The sequence below is a fragment of the Rhodococcus chondri genome, from assembly GCF_036327435.1.
Classification (GTDB): Bacteria; Actinomycetota; Actinomycetes; order Mycobacteriales; family Mycobacteriaceae; genus Rhodococcus; species Rhodococcus chondri.
Genome location: NZ_JAUZMZ010000081.1, coordinates 1 through 22599 on the forward strand (window position 1 = coordinate 1; position 22599 = coordinate 22599).

At 66.6% G+C, this 22599-nt stretch carries 27 protein-coding genes; 7 read left to right on the forward strand and 20 right to left on the reverse strand.

What is annotated here, in order from left to right; all coding sequences use genetic code 11:
- Window positions 1-559 (forward strand): cobalamin biosynthesis protein (locus tag Q8814_RS14890; protein WP_330152791.1); only part of this gene is annotated, 559 nt, incomplete at its 5' end.
- Here the strand turns inward: Q8814_RS14890 and Q8814_RS14895 are convergent.
- The 3 genes from Q8814_RS14895 to Q8814_RS14905 form a co-directional block, all read right to left on the reverse strand.
- Window positions 468-890: a DUF1801 domain-containing protein gene (locus Q8814_RS14895; RefSeq protein ID WP_330152792.1), complete on the reverse strand. Its 423-nt coding sequence runs from the start codon at window positions 888-890 to the stop codon at window positions 468-470. The two genes, Q8814_RS14890 and Q8814_RS14895, sit on opposite strands and share 92 nt — an antisense overlap.
- Window positions 891-931: 41 nt before the next feature.
- Window positions 932-1777 carry an SDR family NAD(P)-dependent oxidoreductase gene (locus tag Q8814_RS14900; protein ID WP_330152793.1) on the reverse strand — a complete coding sequence of 282 codons (846 nt, stop codon included), beginning with the start codon at window positions 1775-1777 and terminating at the stop codon, window positions 932-934.
- 126 nt (window positions 1778-1903) lie between these two features.
- A complete protein-coding gene (locus Q8814_RS14905) occupies window positions 1904-2446 on the reverse strand; it encodes a TetR/AcrR family transcriptional regulator (RefSeq protein WP_330152794.1) in 543 nt (180 codons plus the stop codon).
- Window positions 2447-2554: 108 nt separating this feature from the next.
- Between Q8814_RS14905 and Q8814_RS14910 the strand changes: the two genes are divergently transcribed.
- Window positions 2555-3277: a class I SAM-dependent methyltransferase gene (locus tag Q8814_RS14910; protein ID WP_330152795.1), complete on the forward strand. Its 723-nt coding sequence runs from the start codon at window positions 2555-2557 to the stop codon at window positions 3275-3277.
- A 7-nt stretch (window positions 3278-3284) separates the two neighbouring features.
- Here Q8814_RS14910 and Q8814_RS14915 read toward each other — a convergent pair whose 3' ends face one another.
- The 4 genes from Q8814_RS14915 to Q8814_RS14930 all read right to left on the reverse strand — a co-directional run bounded on the left by Q8814_RS14915 (window position 3285) and on the right by Q8814_RS14930 (window position 6855).
- The gene (locus Q8814_RS14915; RefSeq protein ID WP_330152796.1) at window positions 3285-3788 is read right to left on the reverse strand and encodes an SRPBCC family protein; all 504 of its coding nucleotides are present in this window, start codon (window positions 3786-3788) and stop codon (window positions 3285-3287) included.
- On the reverse strand, window positions 3785-4132 hold the full coding sequence (locus tag Q8814_RS14920) for an ArsR/SmtB family transcription factor (RefSeq protein ID WP_330152797.1): 348 nt from the start codon (window positions 4130-4132) through the stop codon (window positions 3785-3787). Before Q8814_RS14920 ends, Q8814_RS14915 begins: the two co-directional genes overlap by 4 nt.
- A gap of 77 nt (window positions 4133-4209) precedes the next feature.
- Complete coding sequence (locus tag Q8814_RS14925; RefSeq protein ID WP_330152798.1) at window positions 4210-5469, reverse strand: hypothetical protein; 1260 nt, start codon at window positions 5467-5469, stop codon at window positions 4210-4212.
- Window positions 5470-5505: 36 nt separating this feature from the next.
- Window positions 5506-6855, reverse strand: a complete 1350-nt coding sequence (locus Q8814_RS14930) for a lipase family protein (protein WP_408015907.1) — start codon at window positions 6853-6855, stop codon at window positions 5506-5508.
- Window positions 6856-7019: 164 nt separating this feature from the next.
- Here Q8814_RS14930 and Q8814_RS14935 point away from each other — a divergent pair, with 164 nt between their 5' ends.
- Window positions 7020-7574 carry a hypothetical protein gene (locus Q8814_RS14935; RefSeq protein ID WP_330152800.1) on the forward strand — a complete coding sequence of 185 codons (555 nt, stop codon included), beginning with the start codon at window positions 7020-7022 and terminating at the stop codon, window positions 7572-7574.
- Here the strand turns inward: Q8814_RS14935 and Q8814_RS14940 are convergent.
- The 3 genes from Q8814_RS14940 to Q8814_RS14950 form a co-directional block, all read right to left on the reverse strand.
- Complete coding sequence (locus Q8814_RS14940) at window positions 7549-8292, reverse strand: cobalt-precorrin-6A reductase (protein ID WP_330152801.1); 744 nt, start codon at window positions 8290-8292, stop codon at window positions 7549-7551. The genes Q8814_RS14935 and Q8814_RS14940 overlap by 26 nt on opposite strands.
- Window positions 8289-9782, reverse strand: a complete 1494-nt coding sequence (locus Q8814_RS14945; RefSeq protein ID WP_330152817.1) for a cobyric acid synthase — start codon at window positions 9780-9782, stop codon at window positions 8289-8291. The genes Q8814_RS14940 and Q8814_RS14945 overlap by 4 nt, the downstream gene beginning before the upstream one ends.
- Window positions 9783-9932: 150 nt before the next feature.
- Window positions 9933-10856, reverse strand: coding sequence for a cation diffusion facilitator family transporter (locus Q8814_RS14950; RefSeq protein WP_330152802.1), 924 nt, complete (start codon window positions 10854-10856; stop codon window positions 9933-9935).
- A gap of 114 nt (window positions 10857-10970) precedes the next feature.
- Between Q8814_RS14950 and Q8814_RS14955 the strand changes: the two genes are divergently transcribed.
- On the forward strand, window positions 10971-11213 hold the full coding sequence (locus tag Q8814_RS14955) for a hypothetical protein (protein ID WP_330152803.1): 243 nt from the start codon (window positions 10971-10973) through the stop codon (window positions 11211-11213).
- Window positions 11214-11220: 7 nt separating this feature from the next.
- Here the strand turns inward: Q8814_RS14955 and Q8814_RS14960 are convergent, their stop codons facing one another.
- The 5 genes from Q8814_RS14960 to Q8814_RS14980 all read right to left on the reverse strand — a co-directional run bounded on the left by Q8814_RS14960 (window position 11221) and on the right by Q8814_RS14980 (window position 15471).
- Window positions 11221-11943 carry a GAF domain-containing protein gene (locus Q8814_RS14960; protein ID WP_330152804.1) on the reverse strand — a complete coding sequence of 241 codons (723 nt, stop codon included), beginning with the start codon at window positions 11941-11943 and terminating at the stop codon, window positions 11221-11223.
- A gap of 53 nt (window positions 11944-11996) precedes the next feature.
- On the reverse strand, window positions 11997-12713 hold the full coding sequence (locus Q8814_RS14965; protein WP_408015908.1) for a GAF and ANTAR domain-containing protein: 717 nt from the start codon (window positions 12711-12713) through the stop codon (window positions 11997-11999).
- A gap of 112 nt (window positions 12714-12825) precedes the next feature.
- The gene (locus tag Q8814_RS14970; RefSeq protein WP_330152806.1) at window positions 12826-13527 is read right to left on the reverse strand and encodes an ANTAR domain-containing response regulator; all 702 of its coding nucleotides are present in this window, start codon (window positions 13525-13527) and stop codon (window positions 12826-12828) included.
- A 439-nt stretch (window positions 13528-13966) separates the two neighbouring features.
- Entirely contained in the window at window positions 13967-15034 is a 1068-nt protein-coding gene (locus Q8814_RS14975; RefSeq protein WP_330152807.1) for an FUSC family protein, read from the reverse strand.
- A gap of 20 nt (window positions 15035-15054) precedes the next feature.
- Entirely contained in the window at window positions 15055-15471 is a 417-nt protein-coding gene (locus tag Q8814_RS14980; protein ID WP_330152808.1) for a DUF3151 domain-containing protein, read from the reverse strand.
- Window positions 15472-15551: 80 nt separating this feature from the next.
- Between Q8814_RS14980 and Q8814_RS14985 the strand changes: the two genes are divergently transcribed.
- On the forward strand, window positions 15552-16532 hold the full coding sequence (locus tag Q8814_RS14985; RefSeq protein ID WP_330152809.1) for an Rv0361 family membrane protein: 981 nt from the start codon (window positions 15552-15554) through the stop codon (window positions 16530-16532).
- A gap of 69 nt (window positions 16533-16601) precedes the next feature.
- Here the strand turns inward: Q8814_RS14985 and fbaA are convergent, their stop codons facing one another.
- Window positions 16602-17639, reverse strand: a complete 1038-nt coding sequence (fbaA, locus tag Q8814_RS14990) for a class II fructose-bisphosphate aldolase (RefSeq protein WP_330152810.1) — start codon at window positions 17637-17639, stop codon at window positions 16602-16604.
- A gap of 172 nt (window positions 17640-17811) precedes the next feature.
- Here fbaA and Q8814_RS14995 point away from each other — a divergent pair, with 172 nt between their 5' ends.
- On the forward strand, window positions 17812-18540 hold the full coding sequence (locus Q8814_RS14995; protein ID WP_408015909.1) for a VTT domain-containing protein: 729 nt from the start codon (window positions 17812-17814) through the stop codon (window positions 18538-18540).
- A 62-nt stretch (window positions 18541-18602) separates the two neighbouring features.
- Here the strand turns inward: Q8814_RS14995 and Q8814_RS15000 are convergent, their stop codons facing one another.
- From Q8814_RS15000 to Q8814_RS15015, 4 genes are all read right to left on the reverse strand, one after another.
- Window positions 18603-19700, reverse strand: a complete 1098-nt coding sequence (locus Q8814_RS15000) for a glycoside hydrolase family 76 protein (protein ID WP_330152812.1) — start codon at window positions 19698-19700, stop codon at window positions 18603-18605.
- A 144-nt stretch (window positions 19701-19844) separates the two neighbouring features.
- The gene (locus tag Q8814_RS15005; RefSeq protein WP_330152813.1) at window positions 19845-20534 is read right to left on the reverse strand and encodes a TrmH family RNA methyltransferase; all 690 of its coding nucleotides are present in this window, start codon (window positions 20532-20534) and stop codon (window positions 19845-19847) included.
- Between the two features lie 2 nt (window positions 20535-20536).
- Window positions 20537-21151: a hypothetical protein gene (locus tag Q8814_RS15010; RefSeq protein WP_330152814.1), complete on the reverse strand. Its 615-nt coding sequence runs from the start codon at window positions 21149-21151 to the stop codon at window positions 20537-20539.
- Window positions 21152-21199: 48 nt separating this feature from the next.
- Window positions 21200-21967, reverse strand: a complete 768-nt coding sequence (locus Q8814_RS15015) for an SDR family oxidoreductase (RefSeq protein ID WP_330152815.1) — start codon at window positions 21965-21967, stop codon at window positions 21200-21202.
- Between the two features lie 51 nt (window positions 21968-22018).
- On the opposite strand from Q8814_RS15015, the gene Q8814_RS15020 reads away from it, so the two are divergent.
- Window positions 22019-22465, forward strand: a complete 447-nt coding sequence (locus Q8814_RS15020; protein WP_330152816.1) for a hypothetical protein — start codon at window positions 22019-22021, stop codon at window positions 22463-22465.
- The last annotated feature ends 134 nt before the right edge of the window (window positions 22466-22599 follow it).

The window sequence follows — 22599 nt, forward strand, 5'->3', positions numbered from 1 at the left end:
CTCGGACGCTGTCGGCGCCCCGCTGGTCTGGGGTGCGCTGCTCGGCCCGGCGGGGCGACTGGGCTATCGCGCCGCGAACACGCTCGACGCGCGGGTCGGGCACCGCACTCCACGGCTCGAACGGTTCGGATGGGCCTCGGCGCGGTTCGACGACCTGCTCAACCTTGTGCCGGCGCGCCTGACGGCACTGCTCGCGGCCGGGCTGAGCGACCGGCCGACCGCGGCGCTGCGGGCATGGCGGCGCGATGCCCACCAACATCCGAGCCCGAACGCGGGTCCGGTCGAGGCCGCGTTCGCGGGGGCGCTGGGTATCCGGCTCGGCGGGGCCAACGTCTACCACGGGGTCGTCGAAGATCGCGGCACCCTGGGCGCCGGTCCGCCACCCGCACCGGCGGATATCGGCCGAACCACGCGTCTGGCCTCACAGGTGGGTGCCGGAGCACTGGCCGTATCCGTATTGCTCGCGATTACGGCTGATTCTGCTCTGTGGTCATGTGCTCGTAGCCGACGCGCACAAGGTCGCGGAGCACGGCGAGATCGACGTCCGCGAGCTTGGTGATGTACAGGCACGCCGCACCGGTCTTGTGCTTGCCGAGCGCCGCGAGCAGCGTCGCGGCCTCCGGCGCGATGGTCAGGCCGTACAGCGCGAGGTTCGCCTTCCGCGGCGAGAACCCGACGGCCGGTGCATCACCCTCCCGACCGCTCGCATAGCGGTAGTGATAACTGCCGAAGCCGACGATCGACGGACCCCACATCACCGCGGGCTCCCCGGTGACTTCGGTCATCAGCTCGAGCAGCGCATGCCCGTCGGCCCGGCGCACCTGGTTCTCGACGGTGTCGAGAAACGTACCTACGGATTGCGCGGTGGGCTGCGTCCTGTTCTCGGCCATGACCCGGAGTGTGCCAGGACCGGCAGACACACAGATCGACGTCAGTCCTCGACTACGGGATCGAGCAGACCGCTGTCGGCGCTGGCCTGCCGAAAGAATTTCTCGACTCCGAACAGCGGAGCCAGACGCTCGACGAACCGTGGTGCGACTTCCGCGAGCGCCAACACCGGACGCAGTGGGACGCTGTTCACGTGAACCTCCGGCAGATCGCGCTCGATGGCGGCGACAACCTTGGCGGCGACCCGATCCGTTGTCGTATTGCCGACTAACCGGGGAGCCCTCATGCCGTTGTCGAGGTACCGCTGGAACATTCCTTCGCCTGCGACGAACCCCGGGCATACAACCGAAAACCCGACCGGGGCTGCCGAGTACTCGGCACGCAGCGATTGGACCAGGGCGACGAGCCCTGCCTTGGTCGCGCTGTACGGTTCCTGATACCCGATGCCCCGTTTTCCCGCGAGCGAGCTGATGAACACCACATGCCCGGCTCCGCGGGTGAGCATTCCCGGGAGGATACGGTGCGTAAGCAACATCGGCGCAGTGAGGTTGAGGTCGACCATGGCAGTCAATTCCTCGCGGGTGCGCCGGCCGAAGGATGCTGCATTTTCGATGCCTGCGTTGTTGATCAACAGATCGATCGGGCCCAGCTCATTCTCGGTTTGCTCGACCAAAGAGTCGATCCGGCCGAAGTCCCCGAGGTCGGCGGGCACCGCGGCGGCACGAACACCCATCCCGCGCAACTCCTGGGCGAGTTGCTCGAGGACGTCTTCTCGCCTGCCGGATACGGCGACGTCCATGCCTTGTGCGGCCAACGCTTTTGCGAGAACGGTGCCGATCCCGCCCGATGCTCCGGTTACCAGTGCGATCTTGCCGTTCAGATTTTTCATGTGATCACATCTCTCACACAGTGGCTCCGAACTCCCAGCATCCCACCGTCGACCGAGAACATGTCGTCGAAATGCGGGGATCACCTCGGTGCGGGCAGGTCGGGGGCATCATGCCGCTGCGCATCCTTATCGACGGGCCTCGTGACCGGCCAAGTTTTCGAAGGCGGTGAAGGCATCCTTTGCCGATGCTGATTCGTCGGCCACGGAGCCGATAAGTCCGGTCACTCCCCACGACAAGAACGTCAGCATCGAATCGAAGTCGCGATTGTCCACGATGAGCCGGCCACGCAGATGGTCCACCAGGATGTCGCGAACCATTTGCTGGGTTGCGCGTATCAACACGGCACTGCTGCGTTTACCGACCAGTGCCCGGTACACCTCGCGGTGGCGTTCGGCCAGTGTCAGTATCGTGTGCACCGGCTTCCACAGCGGCGTTTCGGATGTGTCGGGCTCACTCACTGCGGTGCGCAGATACTCGGTGCAGCTCACCAGGAGCAGGTCGTCCTTGTCGCGGTAGTGACTGTAGAAAGTGGACCGCCCGACGTCGGCGCGGTCGAGAATGTCCTGCACGGTGGTCCGGGAGTATCCCTTCTCGAGCAGCAACTCGATGAGAGCCCGGTGCAGTAGCTCCTTCGTACGCCGAACCCGTCGATCAGGTCTTGTTGCCATGTCCCGCCCCCGCGGTTGCCGAACACTTCGCGCGGATCAGTCCGAAAACGGACGCATTCCGGCAATTTGATTCTGGTCTCGCAGCGCTATCGGGCAAATCATGAACACATGTCCCATAACGAACAGCATCATCGCACTCTCGAGCATCCCACCGAGCAAGCATCCACGTCACCCCCCGGCATCCTCATCACCCGGGTTCGCGGATACAACCTGTTCAACACGATCTTCTTCGGCGGCCGTCGCCGTCGCCTCGATACAGCGCTCGCGACCGAAAGCGCAGCCGCTCCCGGCAGCCACGTACTGGACATCGGATGCGGCCCAGGGCGGTTCGCCGGTGCGCTGGCCGATCGGGTGGGTCTCGCCGGCCTGGTGGTGGGCCTCGACCCGTCCGGCCCGATGGTCGACTATGCGTCCGCACATGCCGGCCGCAGAAGCAACTGCCACTTCCGGCAGGGGGCGGCGCAGTCGCTCGCCCTTCCCGACTCCTCGTTCGACGTCGTGACGGCGACCTTCGTCATGCACCACATACCGGAGGGCCAGCGGGAGGCGGCCCTGGCTCAGATATTCCGGGTACTGCGACCCGGTGGACGACTGATGCTCGCCGACATGGATCCTCTCGATCGTGTGCGGGCAGGGGCCGTGCGCATCCTCGGGAAAATCGCCACCCACCGCCACGAAACCGCAACCGAGGACGGCTCCGCAGCGGATCCGTTCGCTGCCACCGACGTGCGGAACTACGCGGACACGTTGCGCCGAATCGGTTTCGAGGCAGTAGAATTCCGTGCCGTCAAACCGTCGACGGGTTGCCTCGTCGCCGTCAGACCGGGGTGACGTGCCACTACCGGGGTGACGGGGAGAGTTGTTCGTAGTACTCCTTCTGCGCCGGGTAGTAGTCGTCGAAGCTCGGCAGTGCGTCGCCGTCGCGCGACGCCGCCAGCATGTCGAGGTAGTACTCCCAGCCCGGTCCGATGTCGCCGATGCCGTCGGCGCTGACGCGATGCTGAACGAGCACCAGCGTAGTCACGTCGTCGCTCTCGTCGAGGGTCATTTCGAGATGCCAGTCGCCGGCACTGTCGCTCATCGAGACGGCGAGGTGACGCGGCGCTTCGCAGGATTCGATCACCATCACGCTCCACGGTGCACCCTCCTCGAAACCCATCTGGACGCGAATGGTCTTGCCCGGTCGCCCTTCTCCTTCCCACTTGCCGAACCACTTCGCGGTCCGGTCGGCTTCGGTGACACTTGCCCAGACATCGTCGATCGGCGCCCGGAAGACGCGGGTGAGTTCGAGATCGATACCCGAGCGTGTCGTCCGGAGGATGCCGGTGGGGGTGGGATTCATGCGCTGGCTCCCTTGGCTGCATACGAGTTCGATTCACGTTTCGTTCGGCGCACCTCGAGATCCAGTGCGTCGAGCATCGGTTCGGTGATCGGCGCATCCAGTGCCGCAATCCACCCCGAGAGCTCTTTCAGTGGCGCGGTATTCAACCGGTACACCCGGTGTCGGCCGCGCAGCGTGCCGGCGACCAGCCCGCTTTCGCGCAGCACCCGCAGATGCCGGCTCACCGCCGGCCGGCTCACGTCGAAGGCTGCCGCGATCTGCCCGGCCGAGGCTTCGTTGGTGGCCGGCATCTCGAGAATGCGTCGACGGATCGGACCTGCGACTGCGGTCGCCACCTCGTCCATCGAATGGACGTAACCGCTTGGTTACGCGTCTGGCAACGCCCCTCGCGGCGTCTACCGCGGTGCGGGTCCCCGAGAACTCACTCGACCGTCACGGTGATCGCCGCCACCGCGGAACCGAGGATCTGCGGGATGTTGTTGAGCGGCCGGTGCGTTTCGAACTGCACCTCGTACGGCACTCGCAACTGTGCCTCGAGTGTCGGCCAGTCGTATTCGACGGAGTGGCGGTACCTGGGCAACAGTTCGGTGGTGATGTAGTCCCACCGCTGGTCGAACAACGACCAGTCCCAGCCGGGCAGCGGGGTCGTGAGGGTGGCGGTGCGGCCGTCCGCCAGCGTTCCGGTGACCCGGATCGGATCGTGATTCCGCAGCGGCGGCACCCCCGCGATCGAGGGGGAACCGGCGATCGTCGTCGCATAGGTGAGCGCCTTGCCGATACCGCCGCGGTAATTGCGGGCCTCGTCCCACAGGTCGCCGACCACGGTGTATTGCTCGCGGCGCAGCAGCGCAGCATTGCCCGCGGCGATCCGGTCGGGGTCGCCGGAGGCGACATCCTGCCACGCCCGGATGATGTCGTCGCCGATGAGACCGGCATCGCGGAACTCGTCGATCGCGGACAACCCTTCGTGCACGTACATGTAGTGCAGGGGCATCAGGTCGGCGAAGATCGCCTTCTGCATCACGAGGATCTGCCGGATGTACCAGCGCAGGTCCTCGGTGGTGATGTCGCCGCCGTGAGCCGCGAGTTCACGAAGCCCGTCGGGCAGTTGCCCGACGGCGTCGGGCCCGAACGTCGACTCCACCGCATTGACCACTGCGCGCGCGTTCTCCTGAAGGCCCGGCAGATCGTAGACGTCGGTGGCCACTTCGAAATCGTAGATACCACCGCCGAAGTCGGCCCCGACCTGTCCTCCCATCCCGGCCCACTGCAGTTCGCGGCGCTCGAGTTGGAAGTCTTCGTAGTAGCGGTACGACTTGATCAGATTGTCGCGGTTCGCGACGACGGAGGTCCCGGGATCCCACGACGCCAGGTCGATTCCGGCGGCGGTGGTGGCCTGCACCAGCCGGTACTGGTACAGCAACGCGGCGTAGCTCGTCGGTGGCAGGTTCGCCTGCCGCGCGCGGTCGACGAGTTCGGTGAGTTCACCGAGGTCCGTCGGGAGCGCCGGGTGGACGCCGCCGGGACCTTCGTCCGCCTTGCGGTTCGTCAGCGGCAGATTCAAGTATCCGTCGACGGTGTCCGCGGTTGCCACCGGCGCGAGAACGAGCGAGACGGCGGCCACAAGGGGGACGACGAGTAGCCCGGCGGCGCGGGAGAGCAGGCGAGAGGTACCGAACATGTGACACTCCGGTTGGTTCGAAGAATAGGGCCGAGGTCAGGACAATTCGTTGGCGAGCCAATCGACGGTCTGCATACCGAACAGGTCGGTGCCCCAGCGATACAGGTTGGTGAAGAAGAGACCCATGTTGCAGTCGGTCGGGTGATACACGACCTCGGTGCCCTTGGCACGGTATCGGTCGGCAAGGTCGCGGGAATCCTGGGCCGGTACCACCGACATGAACGAGTCGTCCGCGGCACACGAGGTGATGAGCACCTTGGAGTCGGGCGCGCCGCCCACGCCGAGTTTGTTGTCTTCGTAGACGTGCTGGAATTCGGCTATGTCGGCAGGATTCTCACCCGAGGTGAACAGCGCGTTGATCGGCAGGAACGGGGTGAGGAAGTAGGTGACCTGGCACTGGGTCCGCCACAGATCGGCCATGGCCTTACCCGCGGGATTGAGTTTCTCGTCGATCCGCATCTCGGGATATTGCGGTTCCAGGCCGAGCAATGTCGCGAACACGAAGCCGGAAGCGAGGCTGCCGCCCGCGAAGCGGATGAAGTTGCGCTGGTCGACGACCATTCCTTCGAGGACGGTTGCCTTCAAGTTCAGCTCGGGGGCGTATTCGGGTTGCAGCTCGGCGGCGAACGCACCACCGACGCCGCCACCGGCGATCCCGAAGATGCCGAGCGGCGCATCGGGATTCAAGCCGGCGTCCTCGAGTGCGAACGCTGCGCGAACACCGTTGAGCAGGGCCTTGGCCGCATATTTGCCCGCGAACACTCCGTGCGGTGCGGGGTCGGCGTCGTTGCCCACATCCGAGATCACGACCGCGAGACCCTCGCCGAACATCAACGCCAACGGGCCGAGCGCCGACCACGCCGATGCTTCTCCCAGCGCGCCACCCGACCACTGGGTCGACGGATGGCAGCGCGGTCCGACGCTGTCGTTGGCCTCCTGGTACGCGACGACCGAGCGGGTGGCGTTGTCACGGCCGTCCTCGGGAATCATCACGACACCCGTACTGATGTCGCGGGTTCCGTCCAGGTTCTCGGTGACGTACATGACCTTCCACGCCGAGACATTGCCCGGCTTGACACCGGTGAACAGGACGTCGAACGGCTTCGCCTTCAGCAATGTGCCCGGGGCTTCGTCGCCACGCAGGGGCGGTTCGTCATAGAAGGTGTCGTAGGCGAAGACGCCGTCGACGATTTCCTGCGGACTCGCGATCGCTCCGTCCCTGAATGTGCCCAGAACGTAACCGTTGAACACTTCGTCGGGCATCGGGGTATCGATCGGTACGTCGGGGCCGGGCTGCGCGGAGGCCGGCGCGGTCCATCCGAGTACGGCGACAGTGGCTACCACTGCGAGTGCCGTTGCCTTTACGAGCTGCAACCGACGTCTCATTCCTGCCACGGTGACTCCAAGCGTTATTCGAACGTTATTCAAGACACCGTAACCGACACCCTGTATTTCCGGCAGGCGCGTTCGAATATTGCGGGTCTTTTCCCGTGGGAGTAACACTGTAATCAGTGTAAAACTGCACGTCGATGCGTCCGAGGAGGACGATCATGCGAAAATCACACATGCACTCTCATGGGTTCGCCCGGCCGGGCGGCTGGCAGCAAGCGGGTGTTCCCGATGCAAGCGATGCCGCCGAATGGTTCGCCGGACGTCTGCCCGACGACTGGTTCACCGGCCCCGCCACCATCGAGGTCGACCGCGAAGAAATCGTCGTGACCGGTGAACTTCCCCCACCCGAGGACGCCAACGAAGCCACGGTCGAAGGACGGATCGCCCGGTTCCGTGAGGCCACCCGGCCCGAACGGATGCGCATCGCCGATGAGGCCGAGGCCCGCTACGGGCGCAAGGTCGCGTGGGGTGTCACGCTCGGCGAGCACCATGTGCTGTTCACGCACCTCGCCGTTCCGGTGATGACACGACTGCGCCAGCCCGAACGCCAGGTGCTCGACACGCTCGTCGACGCCGGGGTGGCCCGGTCGCGCTCCGATGCCCTGAAATGGACCGTGCGCCTCGCCGGGCAGCACACCGAGGAGTGGCTCACCGAATTGCGGGACGCGATGAAGAAGGTCGACGACCTCAGAGCGGAAGGGCCCCAGATCTGAGGATCCACTCGGCGGCCTCGGGTACGGACGCAACGGTGCGCACCCCGCGGGGGCCGGGCGGTCGGCGCACCACGATCACTCGCACGCCGAGTTCGGCGGCAGCGTCGAGCTTGGCGCGGGTGAGCGCCCCGCCGGAGTCCTTGGTGACCAACGTGTCGATCCCGTTCTCGCGCATAAGTTCCCGCTCTCCCGCCACGGTGTACGGGCCGCGGGCCAGGAGCACCGTCCACGAGTGCGGGACCTCGTGGTCGAGGGGTTCCACGACGCGGACGAGCACCCGATGCGCGGCGAGCGGGCCGAGGAACCGGTCGAGGGTCTGCCGTCCGGTACTGAGGAATATGCTCGCCCCGGTCACCGCCGCCGTCGCGGCCCGCTCGTGCTCGTCCACCCACGTCCAGGTACCGGTGCCGTCGGTCCAGCCCGGACGCTGTAAGCGCAGCAACGGAATACCGGCCTTCTCGCACGCGGCGGCGGCGTTGGCGCTGATGCCGGCCGCGAACGGATGCGTCGCATCCACCACGACTCGCACAGATGCGCTGAGCAGATGGTCGACGAGTCCGGCCACACCCCCGAAACCACCGATCCGCACGGCGCCGGCCGGTAACCGGGGGTTGCGTACCCGGCCGGCGAGTGACGACTCGAATTCGATTCCACTGTCCTGCAACCGTTGTGCAAGCACACGGGCCTCACCGGTGCCGCCGAGAAACAGCACGCTCACGACAACGTCCCGGACAGCGTCCGCAGCGTCGAGCGATCGTCGAGCATCGACAGCAGCGCGTCGACGTCGAGATACTGCTCGACCATGTCCGCGAGCGCGTCGATGCGTGCTTCGCGTTCGGCCGGGAAACTCACCGTGCCGGTCCGGACCTCACGTCCGACCGCCGCAGCCACCTGGCGCAACCACGCGGCGCGCAGAGCGTCGCCCTCGAGACTGCCGTGCCACATGGTGCCGAACACTGCGCCGCGGCGGGCACCACCGAGGAAGTCGCTGTCGGCTCCCCGCGCGACGCGACCGTGGTGGATCTCGTAGCCCGCCGCGTCGACTCCGAGTGCCGAACCGGTCGGCAGGCGCAGCACCTTGTCGATACCGAATTCGGTTCGGACATCCAGTAATCCGAGTCCCACCGCCGACGCACCGGCACTGCCCTCGATACCGTGCGGGTCGACGATCTCGCGGCCGAGCATCTGGAATCCCCCGCAGATCCCGAGCACCGCGCCACCCCCGCGGGCGTGGTCGACGATTGCGGTGCCGAGACCCCGCGAGCGCAGCCACGCGAGGTCTGCCAGTGTCGCGCGGGTTCCGGGCACGATCACCACATCGGCCCCGGTGAGGGCCCGTGGATCGTCGACGAACCGCACCCGCACGTCCGGTTCGAGGCACAGCGCGTCGACGTCGGTGAAGTTGCTGATCCGCGGCAACATCACCACGGCGACGGTCAGCGCACCGTCGCCGACGTGGGCCGGTCGGGAGGTGAGGGCCAAGGAGTCCTCGGAGTCGAGCCACAGGTCGCGCTGCCAGGGAAGCACGCCGAGCACCGGACGTCCGGTCAGCTCGCGCAGCGAATCCAGGCCCGGTGCCAGCAGGCCGACGTCACCGCGGAACTTGTTGATCACGAATCCGCGGACCAGTTGCTGATCCGCCGTGTCGAGCAGCGCCAGCGTTCCGTACATGGAGGCGAACACACCCCCGCGGTCGATGTCGCCGACGACGATCGTCGGAAGCGAACCGTGCCGGGCGAGGCCCATGTTGACGTAATCGTGGGCACGGAGGTTGATCTCGGCGATGCTGCCCGCCCCTTCGCACACGACCACGTCGAATCTGCTGCGCAGATCGTCGAACGCAGCGAATGCCGACTCGGCGAGGTGCTTGCGTCCGCCCGCGAATTCGCCGGCCTCGAGGCTGCCCGCGGGACGGCCGAGCACCACGACGTGACTGCGCCGGTCGCTGCCCGGCTTGAGCAGCACCGGGTTCATCGCAGGTTCCGGCGTTGCTCGCGCGGCCACCGCCTGAATCCACTGGGCACGGCCGATTTCGGCGTCTGCCCCGGTAACCGGATCGATCGTGACCATGGAGTTGTTGGACATGTTCTGCGCCTTGAACGGCGCGACCGCCAGTCCGCGACGCGACAGCGCCCGGCAGATCCCGGTGGTGACCACCGACTTTCCCGCGTCGGAAGTAGTTCCGGCAACGAGCAAACCCTGACCCATGAATCCTCCCGGGATGGCCGCGTCCCACAGCAAGGTCACGCGCGGAGGGAGTTTTCCGGCTTCCGGAGAGCAACTCCGGTTACGGTGGCGCGACCGCTCCGGTCTTCCACCGGATTACCTGCACCTCGACGCATGTCGTACGCGGCGAACCTACCAGGTGACGTCTTCCTCGCACTGCCGCCCGTCCACCGTCCCCTCGACCTGAACGGTGGCATGGTCGAGGCCGTGCGACGACAGCGTCGTGCGCGCCGATTCGAGAATCCACTGCGGGTCGTGGTCGCTGACGAGGTGCACGGTCGCGACGTCCATGCCCGTGGTCAGCGTCCACACGTGCAGGTCGTGGACTCCGCATACGCCCGGCAGCGCGCCGAGGTCGGCGCGCACGGCGTCGACGTCGAGGTGTGCGGGCGAGGCCTGGGTGAGGATGCGCAGCGATGCCGCGGCCAGGCGCAGCGCGCGCGGGATCACCCACAGGGAGATCAGCACACCGACGACGACGTCGGCGATGCCCCATCCGAATCCGAGGACGAGCGCACCGGCGACGAGAACACCGACGCTGCCGACCGCATCGGCGAGAACCTCGATGTACGCGCCGCGCACCGCGAGGCTGTCCTTGGCGTCGGCGCGCAGCATGAGCATCACGACGATGTTCGCGGCGAGGCCCGCCAGCGCGGTGAGGATCATGGGCATGCCGGGCAGGTCGGGAGTGTCGCCGATGCGGTTGATCGCCTCGTAGAACACCCAGGCCGCGACACCGAGCAGCAGCACGGCGTTGGCCATGGCGGTGAGCACTTCGGCGCGATGCCATCCGAAGGTCCGGGCGGTGGCGGAGCTGCCGCGCCGGGCCAGGACGAGCGCGACCATGCCCATCGACACCCCGACGACGTCGGTGAGCATGTGCCCCGCGTCGGCGAGCAGCGCCAGCGATCCGATCCACAGGCCCACCACGGCTTCGAGAACGAGAAACGCGACGAGAATGCCCAGCGCGATCCCCATCCGGCGGATGCTGCCCGCCGACGGTCCGGCAGCAGATCCCTGACCGATGCCGTGCGAATGTCCGTGCCCCGAGCCCATGGCCCTCCTTCCGGGTCCCGGTCATCATATGCACGGACACGCATGTATTCAACGGCTACGCGATCGGCGCGACGCGAACTGGCAGTTCCCCGAAGAACGGAGGACCGTGGAGCTATGACCCGCATTCCGCGTCCTACGGCACCCGCCCTCGCGGCGGCGCTGCGCGCAGCGCTGGTACTGAGTGCGGACTGCGACGAGTGCGTCGGCATCCTCCGCCAATTGAGCGGATCCGGGCCGGTACGCGCCCGAGAAGAACTCGCCTCGGACTCGGCCCTCTACGGGCGCACCGAGGCCGCGGCACGCGTCCGGTCGGCCGTCGACGCGCATGCCGACACTCGCTCCGATCCCGACTGGTAGCCGGCGGTCACGCGCCTTCGACGTCGAGCGTTCCGAGATCGAGTTGCCGGCTGGTGAGGCGATGCGCGACCTCGCCCAGCGGCAGCGCGTGCGATCGGGCGTATCGCTCCAGCACGACGCGCGCAGTATCTATCGACACTCCACGTGCCCCGGCCACCATCCCGAGCGCGTGTTCGACGCGCACGCGGTCGTTGAGCAAGCTCAGGCTCTGTTCGACGGCGCGGGCCTTGCGATGCTCGCCGTCTTCCCGCGAGAGGTGCAGCGCAGCGAGTGCGGCGAACACGCTCCCGAGCCGGCGTTGATACTCGGAGAAACTGGTGGTCTCGGCGAACAGGACGTTCAGACCGCCGATCGGCCGCCCTTGCAGAAGCACCGGGACCGACAGGATCGCGTGGTAGTCGGACGCCGCGACGGATGCGCTGAAACGCGGCCACCGTTCCGGTTCCACCGCCAGATCCGGCACTTCGACTGTCTTGCCCGTCTTGATGCTTTCCACGCACGGCCCCTCGTCCAGCTGCTGCTGCAGCAGTTCGACGAGACGGGATTCTTCGTCGGAGGCGGTCAGTACGGCGAGACCTCCGCGTGGATCTGCGAGGATGATTCCCGCAGCGGATGCACCGAGAAGGTCTACACAGGAGCGGGTGATCTGCGCGAGAACGCTGGCGCCGTCGGAGTCTTCGACAAGCTGCGTCGTGATCGCGAAGAGCGCATCGACCAGACGAGCTTGCATAGCCGGCACATTATCGAGCATACGGCAGCATGTCTCCTTACCGCGGATTACGGTCACTCGTTGAGTTCCTCGGCATCGATGCGTTGATCGATGACATCGCGGGCGACCTCGGGAACCGGCCGATTCTGCGCGAAGGCGTGTGCTCGCAATCGGAGGAACGCGTCGTCGAGGCTGACATGCAGGCGCGCAGCGAGCATGCCGGTCGCGATATTGACGTCCTGATACGAACCGGCTTCCCGAATCCAGCTTTCGCCCCTGATTTCGGCCTGTTCTGCACGCTTGAGCAGAGCCAGAGTGATCAGATCGGCGATCAGGGCCGTGTCGGCGCGAACCCGGACGGGAATGTCTCCGGGACGGCGGCGATAAAGATCGAGGGTTCCCAGCCGAATACCGCCTATTCGCAACGGAAATGCGAAGGCTGCGCCTGTCCCGATCGCCTGGGCCGCATCCGTGAATCCCGGCCAGCGCACTTGATTCGCGCTCAGATCGGGGACGAGAACCGCAGTGCCGGTCGCGAAGGCCCGCGCGCCCGGACCCTCACCGAGGGTGTATTGGTATTCGTCGAGTTGCGCGGCCCAGTTGTCGCTTGCACCGAGCATGTCCTGCGCGCGGGCCGTGGCGCGCAACGTGAGAGCGGCGGCGTCGATGCCGGCGAGATACCGCACGCACATCCGGCACACCTCTCGGGCCCAGGATGCTTCTCCTGGGACTCCGGCCGTTTCGGCGATCGTCCGCCACAACGACACACGGCGACGGTCCTCCACGACCACCCCTCACCTTTTCCGGATCCTCGGCCAGGATACGTGAATCTGCCCCGGCCACGACACTCGCAACGTCAGCGCAGGAAGCAGGAACTCGGAAAGCCTGCCGTGACCCGGTTGCTCAGACCCTCAGACCCACCTCGATAATCGCGCGCGCGACCTCCCGTACCGAAACCTGATGCGAACGGGCATGTGCACGAATCCGGTCGAACGCCTTGTCCGGGTTGATGCCGCGCGCTTCCGCGATGATTCCCTTGGCCTGTTCGATGATCACCCGCGACGACAGCGCGGACCGCAGTTGCCCTGTGAGATCTTCGAGCTGCCGTACCCGATCTGCGCTGACTATGTGTGCGGCGGCCACGTCGGCCAACAATTGCGCGATCGCCAACTCGTCGGCGGTCCATACCCGCGGATGCGCCGCATACAGGTTCAACGCGCCGATCTTGACGTCTCCGAGCCGAATGGGAATTCCCGCGGCTCCGGCAACTCCGACCCGCTTCGCCTCGGCGGCGAACTCCGGCCATTCCGTCGTCAGCGTTCGCACATCGGTGACCGCGACAATGACTCCCTGTGCGTACGCGGCCTCGCACGGACCTTGCTGATACCGCTCCTGGCACCGCTCCATCACCGTCACCGTGTCGACGGCTGCGGTAATGAACTTCAACCGGCCGTCGGCCTGCAAACTGACTCCGCAGCCGATCAGATCGAGCGCCTGGGTCACGTTGGAGACCAGACTCGCAAGCGCTGCATGTACCTCGAACGTCGACAACAACTGACGGGTGAACTGCGACAGCGTCGCGACGAGTTCTCTGTCCTTGGACATGTCGCCGCCCTCTTCCGCACTACTCCTTCGGAAATACCGAAGGTCACTTCCACCTTAGGCCCAAATCCGCAACGGCGAACAGCACGAGCCGCGCGACGGAGGACTGAGTCGCACTCACTTTTCAGGAACGGTTGCCTTGATGCCCCAAGGTTTCGTATTGTTCAAGTCACAGATCTGCCCCGGACCCCGGCAGCACCTGGGAGTCGCCTCGAAACCGCCCTCCCGTTTCGTGCGCGTCGCCGTGGAGGTACCTGATCATGCTCCCCCTTGCACGTCACGCGCGCCGATGCGGTGCGGGAGCCGTCGACGGCGGCGACGATAGACCCCCGTATCTGCTTCTCCCGGGCAGATCGGACCGGTATCGGTGGCGTTGCAACGTTGCAGAGGGGCGCTGCAACGCCACTGATCGCCAACACTGATCCCCGACCCCGGCGGTCGTTCAGTCCTCCGGTTCGTACGCCGGATGTTCGACGGTCGGCGGCAGCGTCGCGAGCGCCGAAATACGCTTCAGCCCGGAGGTTTGCAGAAGGTCGACGACCAGCGACCGGATCTGTGCGAACACCACGGTCGCCGACACCCCCGCCCCCGCGATCAGTTCCGGACTCAGCTTCTTGGCGACGCTGCGCAGCACTCGGGCGGCTTCGGCCTGGTCGGGTTGCTCCCCGGGCTCGGCGAGGATCATGTCGCGCAGCACGTCGAGCGCATCCGCCAGTTCGCGAATTCTTGTCACGAGCCGCGGGTCGAGGATCTCGTCGTCCCGCACCAGCGTGAGCGAACGGCGCGCCAGCACCCGGATGTTGCGCATCGCGTTGTCGATCGGGTCGGCAGCCGCCATCAGCCGTTCGAGCCGGGCGCGACTGTTCCAGTAGAGCGGCGAGATCCGGCTGATCTCCTGACCGCCCTTGAGGTTGGTACGCATCGCATCGATCGCCGGCTGGGTAGCCCGCGCTTGCTTCAACGCGGCCTCGATCGGTTTCGGATTGTTCTCGACGAGACCCGTCTCCACCTTGCGCAGAACCTCCGCGCCGACGGCAAGCACCTCGGCCGCATTGCGACGGGCCCTGCGCACAGGGTGTGTCGGGATCAGCGCCACCACCGCGATCCCCACCAGCCCGCCCACGAGCGCGTCGACCATCCGATCGGTGCCGCCCGTTCCACCAGGCGGCAACAGGGTCGCGACCAGCACAGCGGAGTTTCCGGCCTGCATCGAGAACACCGGACCACTGTTGAGCGCTACCGCGGTGCCCATCGCCATCGCCACCACCAGCGCGATCTGCAGGGGACCGCTGCCGATGGTGGAGACGAGAAGGTCTCCGACACCGATACCGACGGTCACGCCGCACACCAGCTCGACGGACCGCCGCAGCCGTGCCCCGAGCGACAGCCCCAGCGACACGACCGCTGCTATCGGCGCGAAGAACGGTTGTACGTGACCGATCAGATCGGTCGCCACCCACCAGGCGATGCCTGCCGCGAGGGCGCACTGCAGGATCGGCAGTGCGGACACCGGCCCGGGAGAGTGGACGCTTATTCGACGCCAAGCTCTTCGGCTGCGCGCGGATCGCAGTCCTCGAGCAGATCGAGGCAGCGTGCGTGCTCGTCGGTCTCGCCGATTTCCTTCGCGGCGCGGGCCAGGACGGCGACGCACCGCAGGAAGCCCTGGTTCGGTTCGTGCTGGAACGGGACGGGACCGAAACCCTTCCAGCCGTTACGGCGCAGCTGATCGAGGCCGCGGTGATAGCCGGTGCGGGCGTATGCGTAGGCCGTGATCGTTTCACCGCGGTCGAGCGCGGCTTCCGCGAGGTAGGCCCATGCGATCGACGCGGTGGGGTGTTCCGCCGCGACCTTCGCCGGGTCCTCGTGGTTGAGCAGTGCCGACTCCGCGTCTTCGTCGCCGGGAAGGAGGGTGGGCTGGGGTCCGAGGAGGTCACCGAATTGCGTCATGCCGCCCATTCTGCCCGTCTCCTCTCGGCGCTGGATAGGCTGCCTGCAAAACCACAGTCCGTCGAACGGGGTGCAAGCGCGTGCCGGATCCGAAGAACGAAGAGTCCACCGAGCAGGAAACGAGGTCTCTCCCCTCGGCCACCTCGGAAGGTGAGGCTCCCGCCTCATCGGCCGGCACCGGCGACAGCTCCGGGGAAGCCGCCGATGCGACCGAGGACGCAGTGACGACCGAAGACACAGTGACGACCGAAGACACAGTGACGACCGCATTCGGCACGGTCGAATCCTCCGCCCCTGCCCCCGCGGAGGCCGAGACGGCCGTCATCCCCGTGATGGAGCCGAAGCCGGCAACGGAACCTGCGCCCTCGCCCGACCCGCCCGACACACCGGTCGAGCAGCCCACACCGGTCGAGCAGCAGACGCCGGTCGAGCAGCAGACGCCGGTCGAGCAGCAGACGCCGGCGCCCGGGCCGGCCGAAGCGCCCACCGTCCAGATTCCGGTCACGGCACACACGCCGAAAGCCCCACCACAGCGCATCACCCCGCGTGCACCGCAACCGCCACATCCGGATCCGCCCCGTGTCGCGACGATGCCGACACCGACGCGGATCCCGCCGTCCGAAGACCTCGGACGTAGACGGTGGCGGCTTACGGCGATCGTCGCGGGACTCGTGGTGATCGTGGCGATCGCCGCGACCGCGCTGATCGTGTTTCTGCAGGAACGCGCCGAGAATTCACCGGAGAACCGGATCCGGGCGAGCGTCGACACATTCGTGCGGTCGTTGGCCACCGGCGACCTCGCGACGTTGCGATCGGCGACGTGCGGTCCGCTCGGCGACTTCTACCGGACGGTCGAACTCGACGAGTTCCGCAGTGTGCATGCGCTGGCGGTGGAACAGGGCTCGATTCCGGTGGTGACGAGCACCGACAAGGTCCAGATCAGCGAGGACACGGCAATCGCGCAGGTCACCGCCCACCCCGCGAGCGACCCCGCGGACGTCACTGCCCGCACGTTCGATCTCACTCGCGAGGGCGACGACTGGAAGGTCTGCAGCGAATAGCGCGAAGGGACGCCGGCACGGCCGGCGTCCCTTCGTGCGTCCCCGCGGCAACGCGGTGCGGAACGGCTGCTACTTCGCGGACACCGAACGTCCGGCGGACTTGAGATCGTTGCACGCCTCGATGACCCGCTCGGTCATCGACGCCTCGGCCTTCTTCAGGTAGCTGCGCGGGTCGTAGACCTTCTTGTTTCCGACCTCGCCGTCGATCTTCAGCACCCCGTCGAAGTTCGAGAACATGTGCCCGGCGATCGGACGGGTGAACGCGTACTGGGTGTCGGTGTCGACGTTCATCTTCACGACGCCGTAGCTCAGTGCTTCGTCGATCTCGGACTTCAGCGAACCGGAGCCGCCGTGGAAAACGAGGTCGAACGGCTTCGAGCCCTTCGGCAGACCGAGCTTCTCGGTGGCGACGGCCTGGCCCTCGGCGAGAACGCCCGGCTTGAGCTTGACGTTGCCCGGCTTGTAGACGCCGTGCACGTTGCCGAAGGTCGCGGCAAGGAGGTAATGGCCCTTGTCACCGACGCCGAGCGCGTCGACGGTCTTCTCGAAGTCCTCGACGGTGGTGTACAGCTTGTCGTTGATGGCGTTCTCGACGCCGTCCTCTTCGCCACCGACAACGCCGATCTCGATCTCGAGGATGATCTTCGCGGCAGCCGCGTCGGCGAGAAGTTGCTGGGCAATCTCCAGATTCTCGTCGATCGGGATGGCCGAACCGTCCCACATGTGCGACTGGAACAGCGGGTTCTTGCCGGCGTCGACGCGTTCCTTGGAGATCGCGATCAGCGGGCGGACGAAGCCGTCGAGCTTGTCCTTGGGGCAGTGATCGGTGTGCAGGGCGATGGTGACGTCGTACTTGTCGGCGATGACGTGCGCGAACTCGGCGAGCGCGACCGCGCCGGTGACCATGTCCTTCACGCCCAGGCCCGAGCCGAACTCGGCGCCACCGGTCGAGAACTGGATGATTCCGTCGCTGCCGGCGTCCGCGAAGCCCTTGATGGCGGCGTTGATGGTTTCGGACGAGGTGCAGTTGATCGCCGGGAACGCGAAGGAATGCTCCTTGGCGCGAGCCAGCATTTCGGCGTAGACCTCGGGAGTCGCGATAGGCACAGCGGCTGTCCTCCAGATGAGAGTCGATAGGCACCCCGCCGGGGGTCGGTAGGTGCCCGGGTTGTCCCTGCAGTATGTCAACAGACCCGCTCGGTTGATACTCGGGCAGGTGCCTGCGATCCCGGCGTCGGCACATCGCATTTCGGGGGCACCGGTCTCCGCCGGTACCCTGGTGGTCGTGACTTTGCTCGGAGCCTCGGAATCTGTGACCAATTTGGCCCTGTTACCGGGGTTTCTCGACCCCGTCAACCTACTGAATTCGTTCGGTACCTGGATGCTCATCGGCCTGCTGGTCGTGGTGTTCATCGAGTCCGGCCTGCTGTTCCCGTTGCTGCCCGGCGACTCCCTGCTGTTCACCGCGGGGTTGATCGCGGCCGCGAAATCGGCGGAGGTCGAGCCGTTCGCGCCGCTGTGGGTGCTGATGGTGACGATTCCGATCGCGGCGATACTCGGCGATCAGGTCGGTTATCTCATCGGCACGAAGGGCGGCGCCCGGCTGTTCAAGAGTGACGACGCGAAAATCTTCAAGAAGAGTTACCTGGACGAGTCTCATCGCTTCTTCCTGCGGCACGGTCCGGCCATGATCTTCCTGGCACGTTTCGTGCCGATCGTGCGCACCTACGCACCGCTCGTCGCGGGAGCCGCGAAGATGCCGTATCGGGTGTTCATCATCTACAACGTCCTCGGCGGCATCGTGTGGGGCGCCGGTGTGACCCTGCTCGGTTACCTGCTCGGTCAGATCACGTTCATCGCCGACAACGTCGACTACATCTTCCTGCTGATCGTGTTCGTGTCCGTGCTGCCGATCCTCAACGAGCTCCTGAAAAAGTTCCGGTCCTCGCGTCGCAATCGCACCTTGGAGACCGCCGAGACCACCCCGATCCCCACTCCCGGCGAGTAGATCTTCTGCCGAAAAGGTGGTCTCGAGCCTGCAGGCTCGGGACCACCTTTTTGTGGGCACGGTCAGCCGGCCACGGCATGCGCGGCTTCCATCAGCATCCACCCTCCGAGCTGCACCGACAGGTCTCGTTCGGCGATCTTCGACCCTCGTACGGAGCCGCCGGAGAACTCTGCGACCGCGCCGTGCGAGCCGGGCAGTCTCGCCGGTAGCGACCAGTCGCGGCCGAACACCGGAAGTTCCTCGACCTGCAGACGGTTCTCCCATGCGGCCTCCGCCGATGCCAGCACGATGCGCCTGGCAGCGGCGCGGGCCCGCATGTCGTCGGTGTCCTGCACCGGCAGCGTGGTGGCCACCATCGCGAGATAACGGGCCAGGATCCCGTTGAACAGTCCCCCGTCTCCGCCGCCGCCACCGGTGATGACACTGCGGAAGGTGAGTTCGGAATCGACGGCCTCGACGAGCGCATGCACCCGTTTGCGGTGTCGTGGTGCGTCGAGCTGCGTCGCGAGTTCCGTTTCCAGTCCGAGGACCACACCTTGGCAGTATGTGTAGATGGCGCGTTCGTGCCGGCCGTTGCGGATGCCGTCGAAGATAAGTCCGGTGTCGGGGTCGAGCAGGGTGGCGTCGATCCAATCGGCCATCTCCTGCGCGCGCCACACCTTTCCCGAACGTGCCAGCAGCAGCGCTGCCGGACCGTTCGCGGGTGCGTTGTAGAAGTCGTCGCCGCGGCGCCACGGGATTCCGCCGTCGCGGTCGGGCTGCCACGCGTCGCACAGCTCGCCGACGAGTTCGGTGAGTGCCCCGCGGTGGTCGATGTACAGGTGTCGCTGGGCTCGTTCCAGTGCGAGCCCGAGCCACGCCATGTCGTCGTAGTAGTCGTTGGTCCAGCCGGTGATATTGCGAATGCGATGCGTGCGGGTCAGTCGCACGACGCGACGCCGGCGGCGTGGGGTGGCGTCACGTTCGGCGGCGTCGACGGCGAGGTCGATCAGATGCGCCTGCCACCAGTAGTGCCACGTACCGAACAACCGCTCGCGGTGCACGGCGGGCCATCCCACGACACCGAGCGCGGTGCCGGGCAGACCCCACAGCCGGCGCACGTGCCGCGCCGTGACGGCGGCCTCCGCGGCATCGGCGCGGGCCGACCACAGTGCGGGCATAGCGTCCATCATCCTCATCCCAGAAGACTCGCCCCACAGGATTTCCGGGTCTGCGGGACCGAAACCACGGAGCTTCGCGAGAACGCAAGAGATCCGGCGGTCCTGGAGACCGCGCCTGTTCATCGGCGGATCGTGACACGCTCGTTACCAGGAGTGTGACAGGTCTCCGTGCTCGCGAATCCACGCGTGCATCGCGATGCCCGCCGCGACCCCGGCATTGATGGACCGGGTGGAGCCGAACTGGGCGATGGAGACGGTCATCGATGCCACCTCGCGGGCGCGCTCGGTGACACCGGGGCCCTCCTGCCCGAACAGCAACAGGCAGTTTCGGGGCAGCGACGCGGTTTCCAGGGGTACCGAACCGGGTGTGTTGTCGACCGCGACGATCGTGAGGTCGCGCTCGGAGGCCCATTCGATCAGTGCATCGACGTCGGTGTGGTGGATCAGGTGCTGGTAGCGGTCGGTAACCATCGCGCCGCGCCGGTTCCAGCGACGCCGGCCGACGATGTGGACGGCGGCAGCGGCGAAAGCGTTGGCGGTGCGCACGACGGTGCCGATATTGGCGTCGTGCCCGAAGTTCTCGATCGCAACGTGCAGTGGATGCCGCCGGGAGTCGATATCGGCGACGATCGCTTCACGTGTCCAGTAGCGGTAGGCGTCGACGACGTTGCGGCGGTCTCCGTGTGCAAGCAGCTCGGGATCGTAGCGCGGATCGGTGGGCGGTTCGGTGCCGAACTCGTCGGTCCACGGTCCGACGCCGCGCGGATGCTCGCCCCATTCGGTAGGTCCGGGCTCGTCCGTGTCGGCGTCGAGATCGAGCTCTTCGACGGCCACGGTCAGAACGTTTCGTTCGAGCCGGCAGCGACGGTGAAGCCGTGTCCTGTCGCGTCGTTGGCGCAGGTGACGTCTGCGGCGGTGGTCGTGCACGTATAGCCGAGTTCGGACAACGAGGATCCCGCGGGCAGGGCGGGGGCGGCTCCTTCGACCGGGAGGTACACGGGACCGCCGGAACAGAGGAACGTGCCCGGCCCGGTGTCCTGGACCCGGATGCCGTGACCCCAGTTGACGACGCAGTTGTCCGGTCGCGGCGGCACGGGATCGGTGACGCCTTCACAGCCCGCTTCGGTGCGCGACGGCAGTTGCACGATGCCGCACTGGAACTGCCCGTCGGGGCTCGTGAAGTAGTACGACTCGTTCTGTTCGTACTCGACGTCGACGAGCGTGGTCGGCGGTGCGATGGTCTCCGTCGGCTCGGGCGTGGTGGACGGTGCCACCGTGGTGGTGCTCGGCGACGTCGGAGCCGGTTCCACCGTGGTGGTGGTCGCCGCCGTCGTCGTGGTGGTGGCTTCGGCTACCGTATCCGCCTCGGATCCGTCTGCGGATCCACCGCATCCGGCCAGCAACAAAGCGGCGGCCGCTACGGCAGCGGCCGACGACACCCGAACAATCACGCAAGCTCCCTCCGGAAGAAATCCGGAGCTCACTCTATCGACCGGCTGTCAGCGGCGTGTCACCCACTGGTTGGCCAGCCGATTGAGCCTCGCCGGTGAGCACTGCGCGGCTGCCGCGAACACTCGCGCCTGCCATCCCACCGCCCGGTGCACCCGGCCCCAGGCACGCCCCGGTCGGGTCGCGGCGTAGAGCTCTGCGGCGACATCGTCGGCAGTCAGGTGGATGCCCAGCGTGCGAATGGCGCCGGCGTTCATGTTCTGCGTCATCGCGGTGTCGACGAACACCGGCCACAGCGCGAACACCCGGATGTCGTGCCGGCCCCATTCGAGTTCGAGCGCCTCCGTCAGGCCGCGCACCGCGAACTTGGTCGCGCTGTACGTGGCGAGGTCGCGTTGCCCGTAGATCGCCGACGCCGAGCAGAGGTTGACCACCTGCGCGCCCGGCGTGCGGCGCAGATACTCGAAGGCACTGTGGCAGCCGAGGACGGTGCCCGTGACGTTGACGTCGACGATCCGGCGGTGCCGCTCGGGCGGGGTGTCCTCGAACGGACCCGACGACAGGATGCCGGCGTTGTTGACGAGGATGTCGAGCCGACCGTCCGGGCAGAACTCCGACAGAGCACGAGCCCAGGCGCCGGAGTCGGTGACGTCGAGAATGCCCGTGACGATGTCGGACTGCGCGGCGGCGAGGCTGTCCAATCCCGACGCGTCGACGTCGAAGGCACCGACGCGGTAGCCGTGTCGCGCGAACTGCAGTGCGGTGGCCCGTCCGATTCCCGATGCGGCGCCGGTGACGAACACGCTGGGTCTGCTCATGGGACGAGCCTAGACACCGCGACTCGGTCTACCCTGAGGTTTGGAGGAGTCATGAACCATCGGCGCATCGCGGTTACCGTCGCCTTCATCACGGTAGGCTATCTGGTCGTCCTGTCGCTCTGGCTGGGCTTGTTCTTCGAACACTCCGCCGAGGGCACCGAGGGATTCCAGGTGATCTTCCTTGTCGCGCTGTACGGCTCGGCTCTGGGTCTGGGGATGATGCTCGCCGGCCGACCGTCGCGCAGCGAACGCAAGATCGAGCGTGAAGGGTTCGAGGGCTGGGCGACCATTCTGTCCGCGACCCCGGTGGGACCGATCGGGGGCAGCCGGCAATTGACCGAGCTGGACCTCGCGTTCACGGTGCCCGGCTCCGAGTCCTACCGCGGCCTGGTCAGGTACGAAGTGCCGGCGCGCGACGTTCCCCGGTTCGCGCCCGGCAACATCGTCACGGTCTTCGTCGACCCGGACAACCGGGACCGTATCCTGCTGTGCCCGTAGTTTTTTCGGCTCTCTTGTCATGAATGTGGATGGGTGCCCATGTGGTACGGGAGGTCAAGGGTGACGGGTCCGCAGGTGAGCATGACCATCGCGAGTGCGTTCTCGGCGCTGTGGAATCCGTACGCCCGGCGGAT

Bases quoted from the DNA above. Each gene is read 5' to 3' on its own strand.
- Q8814_RS14915 (WP_330152796.1), bottom strand. From the start codon at position 3,788: ATGAATCCCACCCCCACCGGCATCCTCCGGACGACACGCTCGGGTATC.
- Q8814_RS14960 (WP_330152804.1), bottom strand. From the start codon at position 11,943: ATGCAAGCTCGTCTGGTCGATGCGCTCTTCGCGATCACGACGCAGCTT.
- Q8814_RS14925 (WP_330152798.1), bottom strand. From the start codon at position 5,469: ATGTTCGGTACCTCTCGCCTGCTCTCCCGCGCCGCCGGGCTACTCGTC.
- Q8814_RS14945 (WP_330152817.1), bottom strand. From the start codon at position 9,782: ATGGGTCAGGGTTTGCTCGTTGCCGGAACTACTTCCGACGCGGGAAAG.
- Q8814_RS14980 (WP_330152808.1), bottom strand. From the start codon at position 15,471: ATGACGCAATTCGGTGACCTCCTCGGACCCCAGCCCACCCTCCTTCCC.
- Q8814_RS14970 (WP_330152806.1), bottom strand. From the start codon at position 13,527: ATGTCCAAGGACAGAGAACTCGTCGCGACGCTGTCGCAGTTCACCCGT.
- Q8814_RS14950 (WP_330152802.1), bottom strand. From the start codon at position 10,856: ATGGGCTCGGGGCACGGACATTCGCACGGCATCGGTCAGGGATCTGCT.
- Q8814_RS14910 (WP_330152795.1), top strand. From the start codon at position 2,555: ATGTCCCATAACGAACAGCATCATCGCACTCTCGAGCATCCCACCGAG.
- Q8814_RS14905 (WP_330152794.1), bottom strand. From the start codon at position 2,446: ATGGCAACAAGACCTGATCGACGGGTTCGGCGTACGAAGGAGCTACTG.
- Q8814_RS14920 (WP_330152797.1), bottom strand. From the start codon at position 4,132: ATGGACGAGGTGGCGACCGCAGTCGCAGGTCCGATCCGTCGACGCATT.
- Q8814_RS15000 (WP_330152812.1), bottom strand. From the start codon at position 19,700: ATGCCCGCACTGTGGTCGGCCCGCGCCGATGCCGCGGAGGCCGCCGTC.
- Q8814_RS15015 (WP_330152815.1), bottom strand. From the start codon at position 21,967: ATGAGCAGACCCAGCGTGTTCGTCACCGGCGCCGCATCGGGAATCGGA.
- Q8814_RS14900 (WP_330152793.1), bottom strand. From the start codon at position 1,777: ATGAAAAATCTGAACGGCAAGATCGCACTGGTAACCGGAGCATCGGGC.
- Q8814_RS15020 (WP_330152816.1), top strand. From the start codon at position 22,019: ATGAACCATCGGCGCATCGCGGTTACCGTCGCCTTCATCACGGTAGGC.
- Q8814_RS14895 (WP_330152792.1), bottom strand. From the start codon at position 890: ATGGCCGAGAACAGGACGCAGCCCACCGCGCAATCCGTAGGTACGTTT.
- Q8814_RS14955 (WP_330152803.1), top strand. From the start codon at position 10,971: ATGACCCGCATTCCGCGTCCTACGGCACCCGCCCTCGCGGCGGCGCTG.
- Q8814_RS14930 (WP_408015907.1), bottom strand. From the start codon at position 6,855: ATGAGACGTCGGTTGCAGCTCGTAAAGGCAACGGCACTCGCAGTGGTA.
- Q8814_RS14935 (WP_330152800.1), top strand. From the start codon at position 7,020: ATGCGAAAATCACACATGCACTCTCATGGGTTCGCCCGGCCGGGCGGC.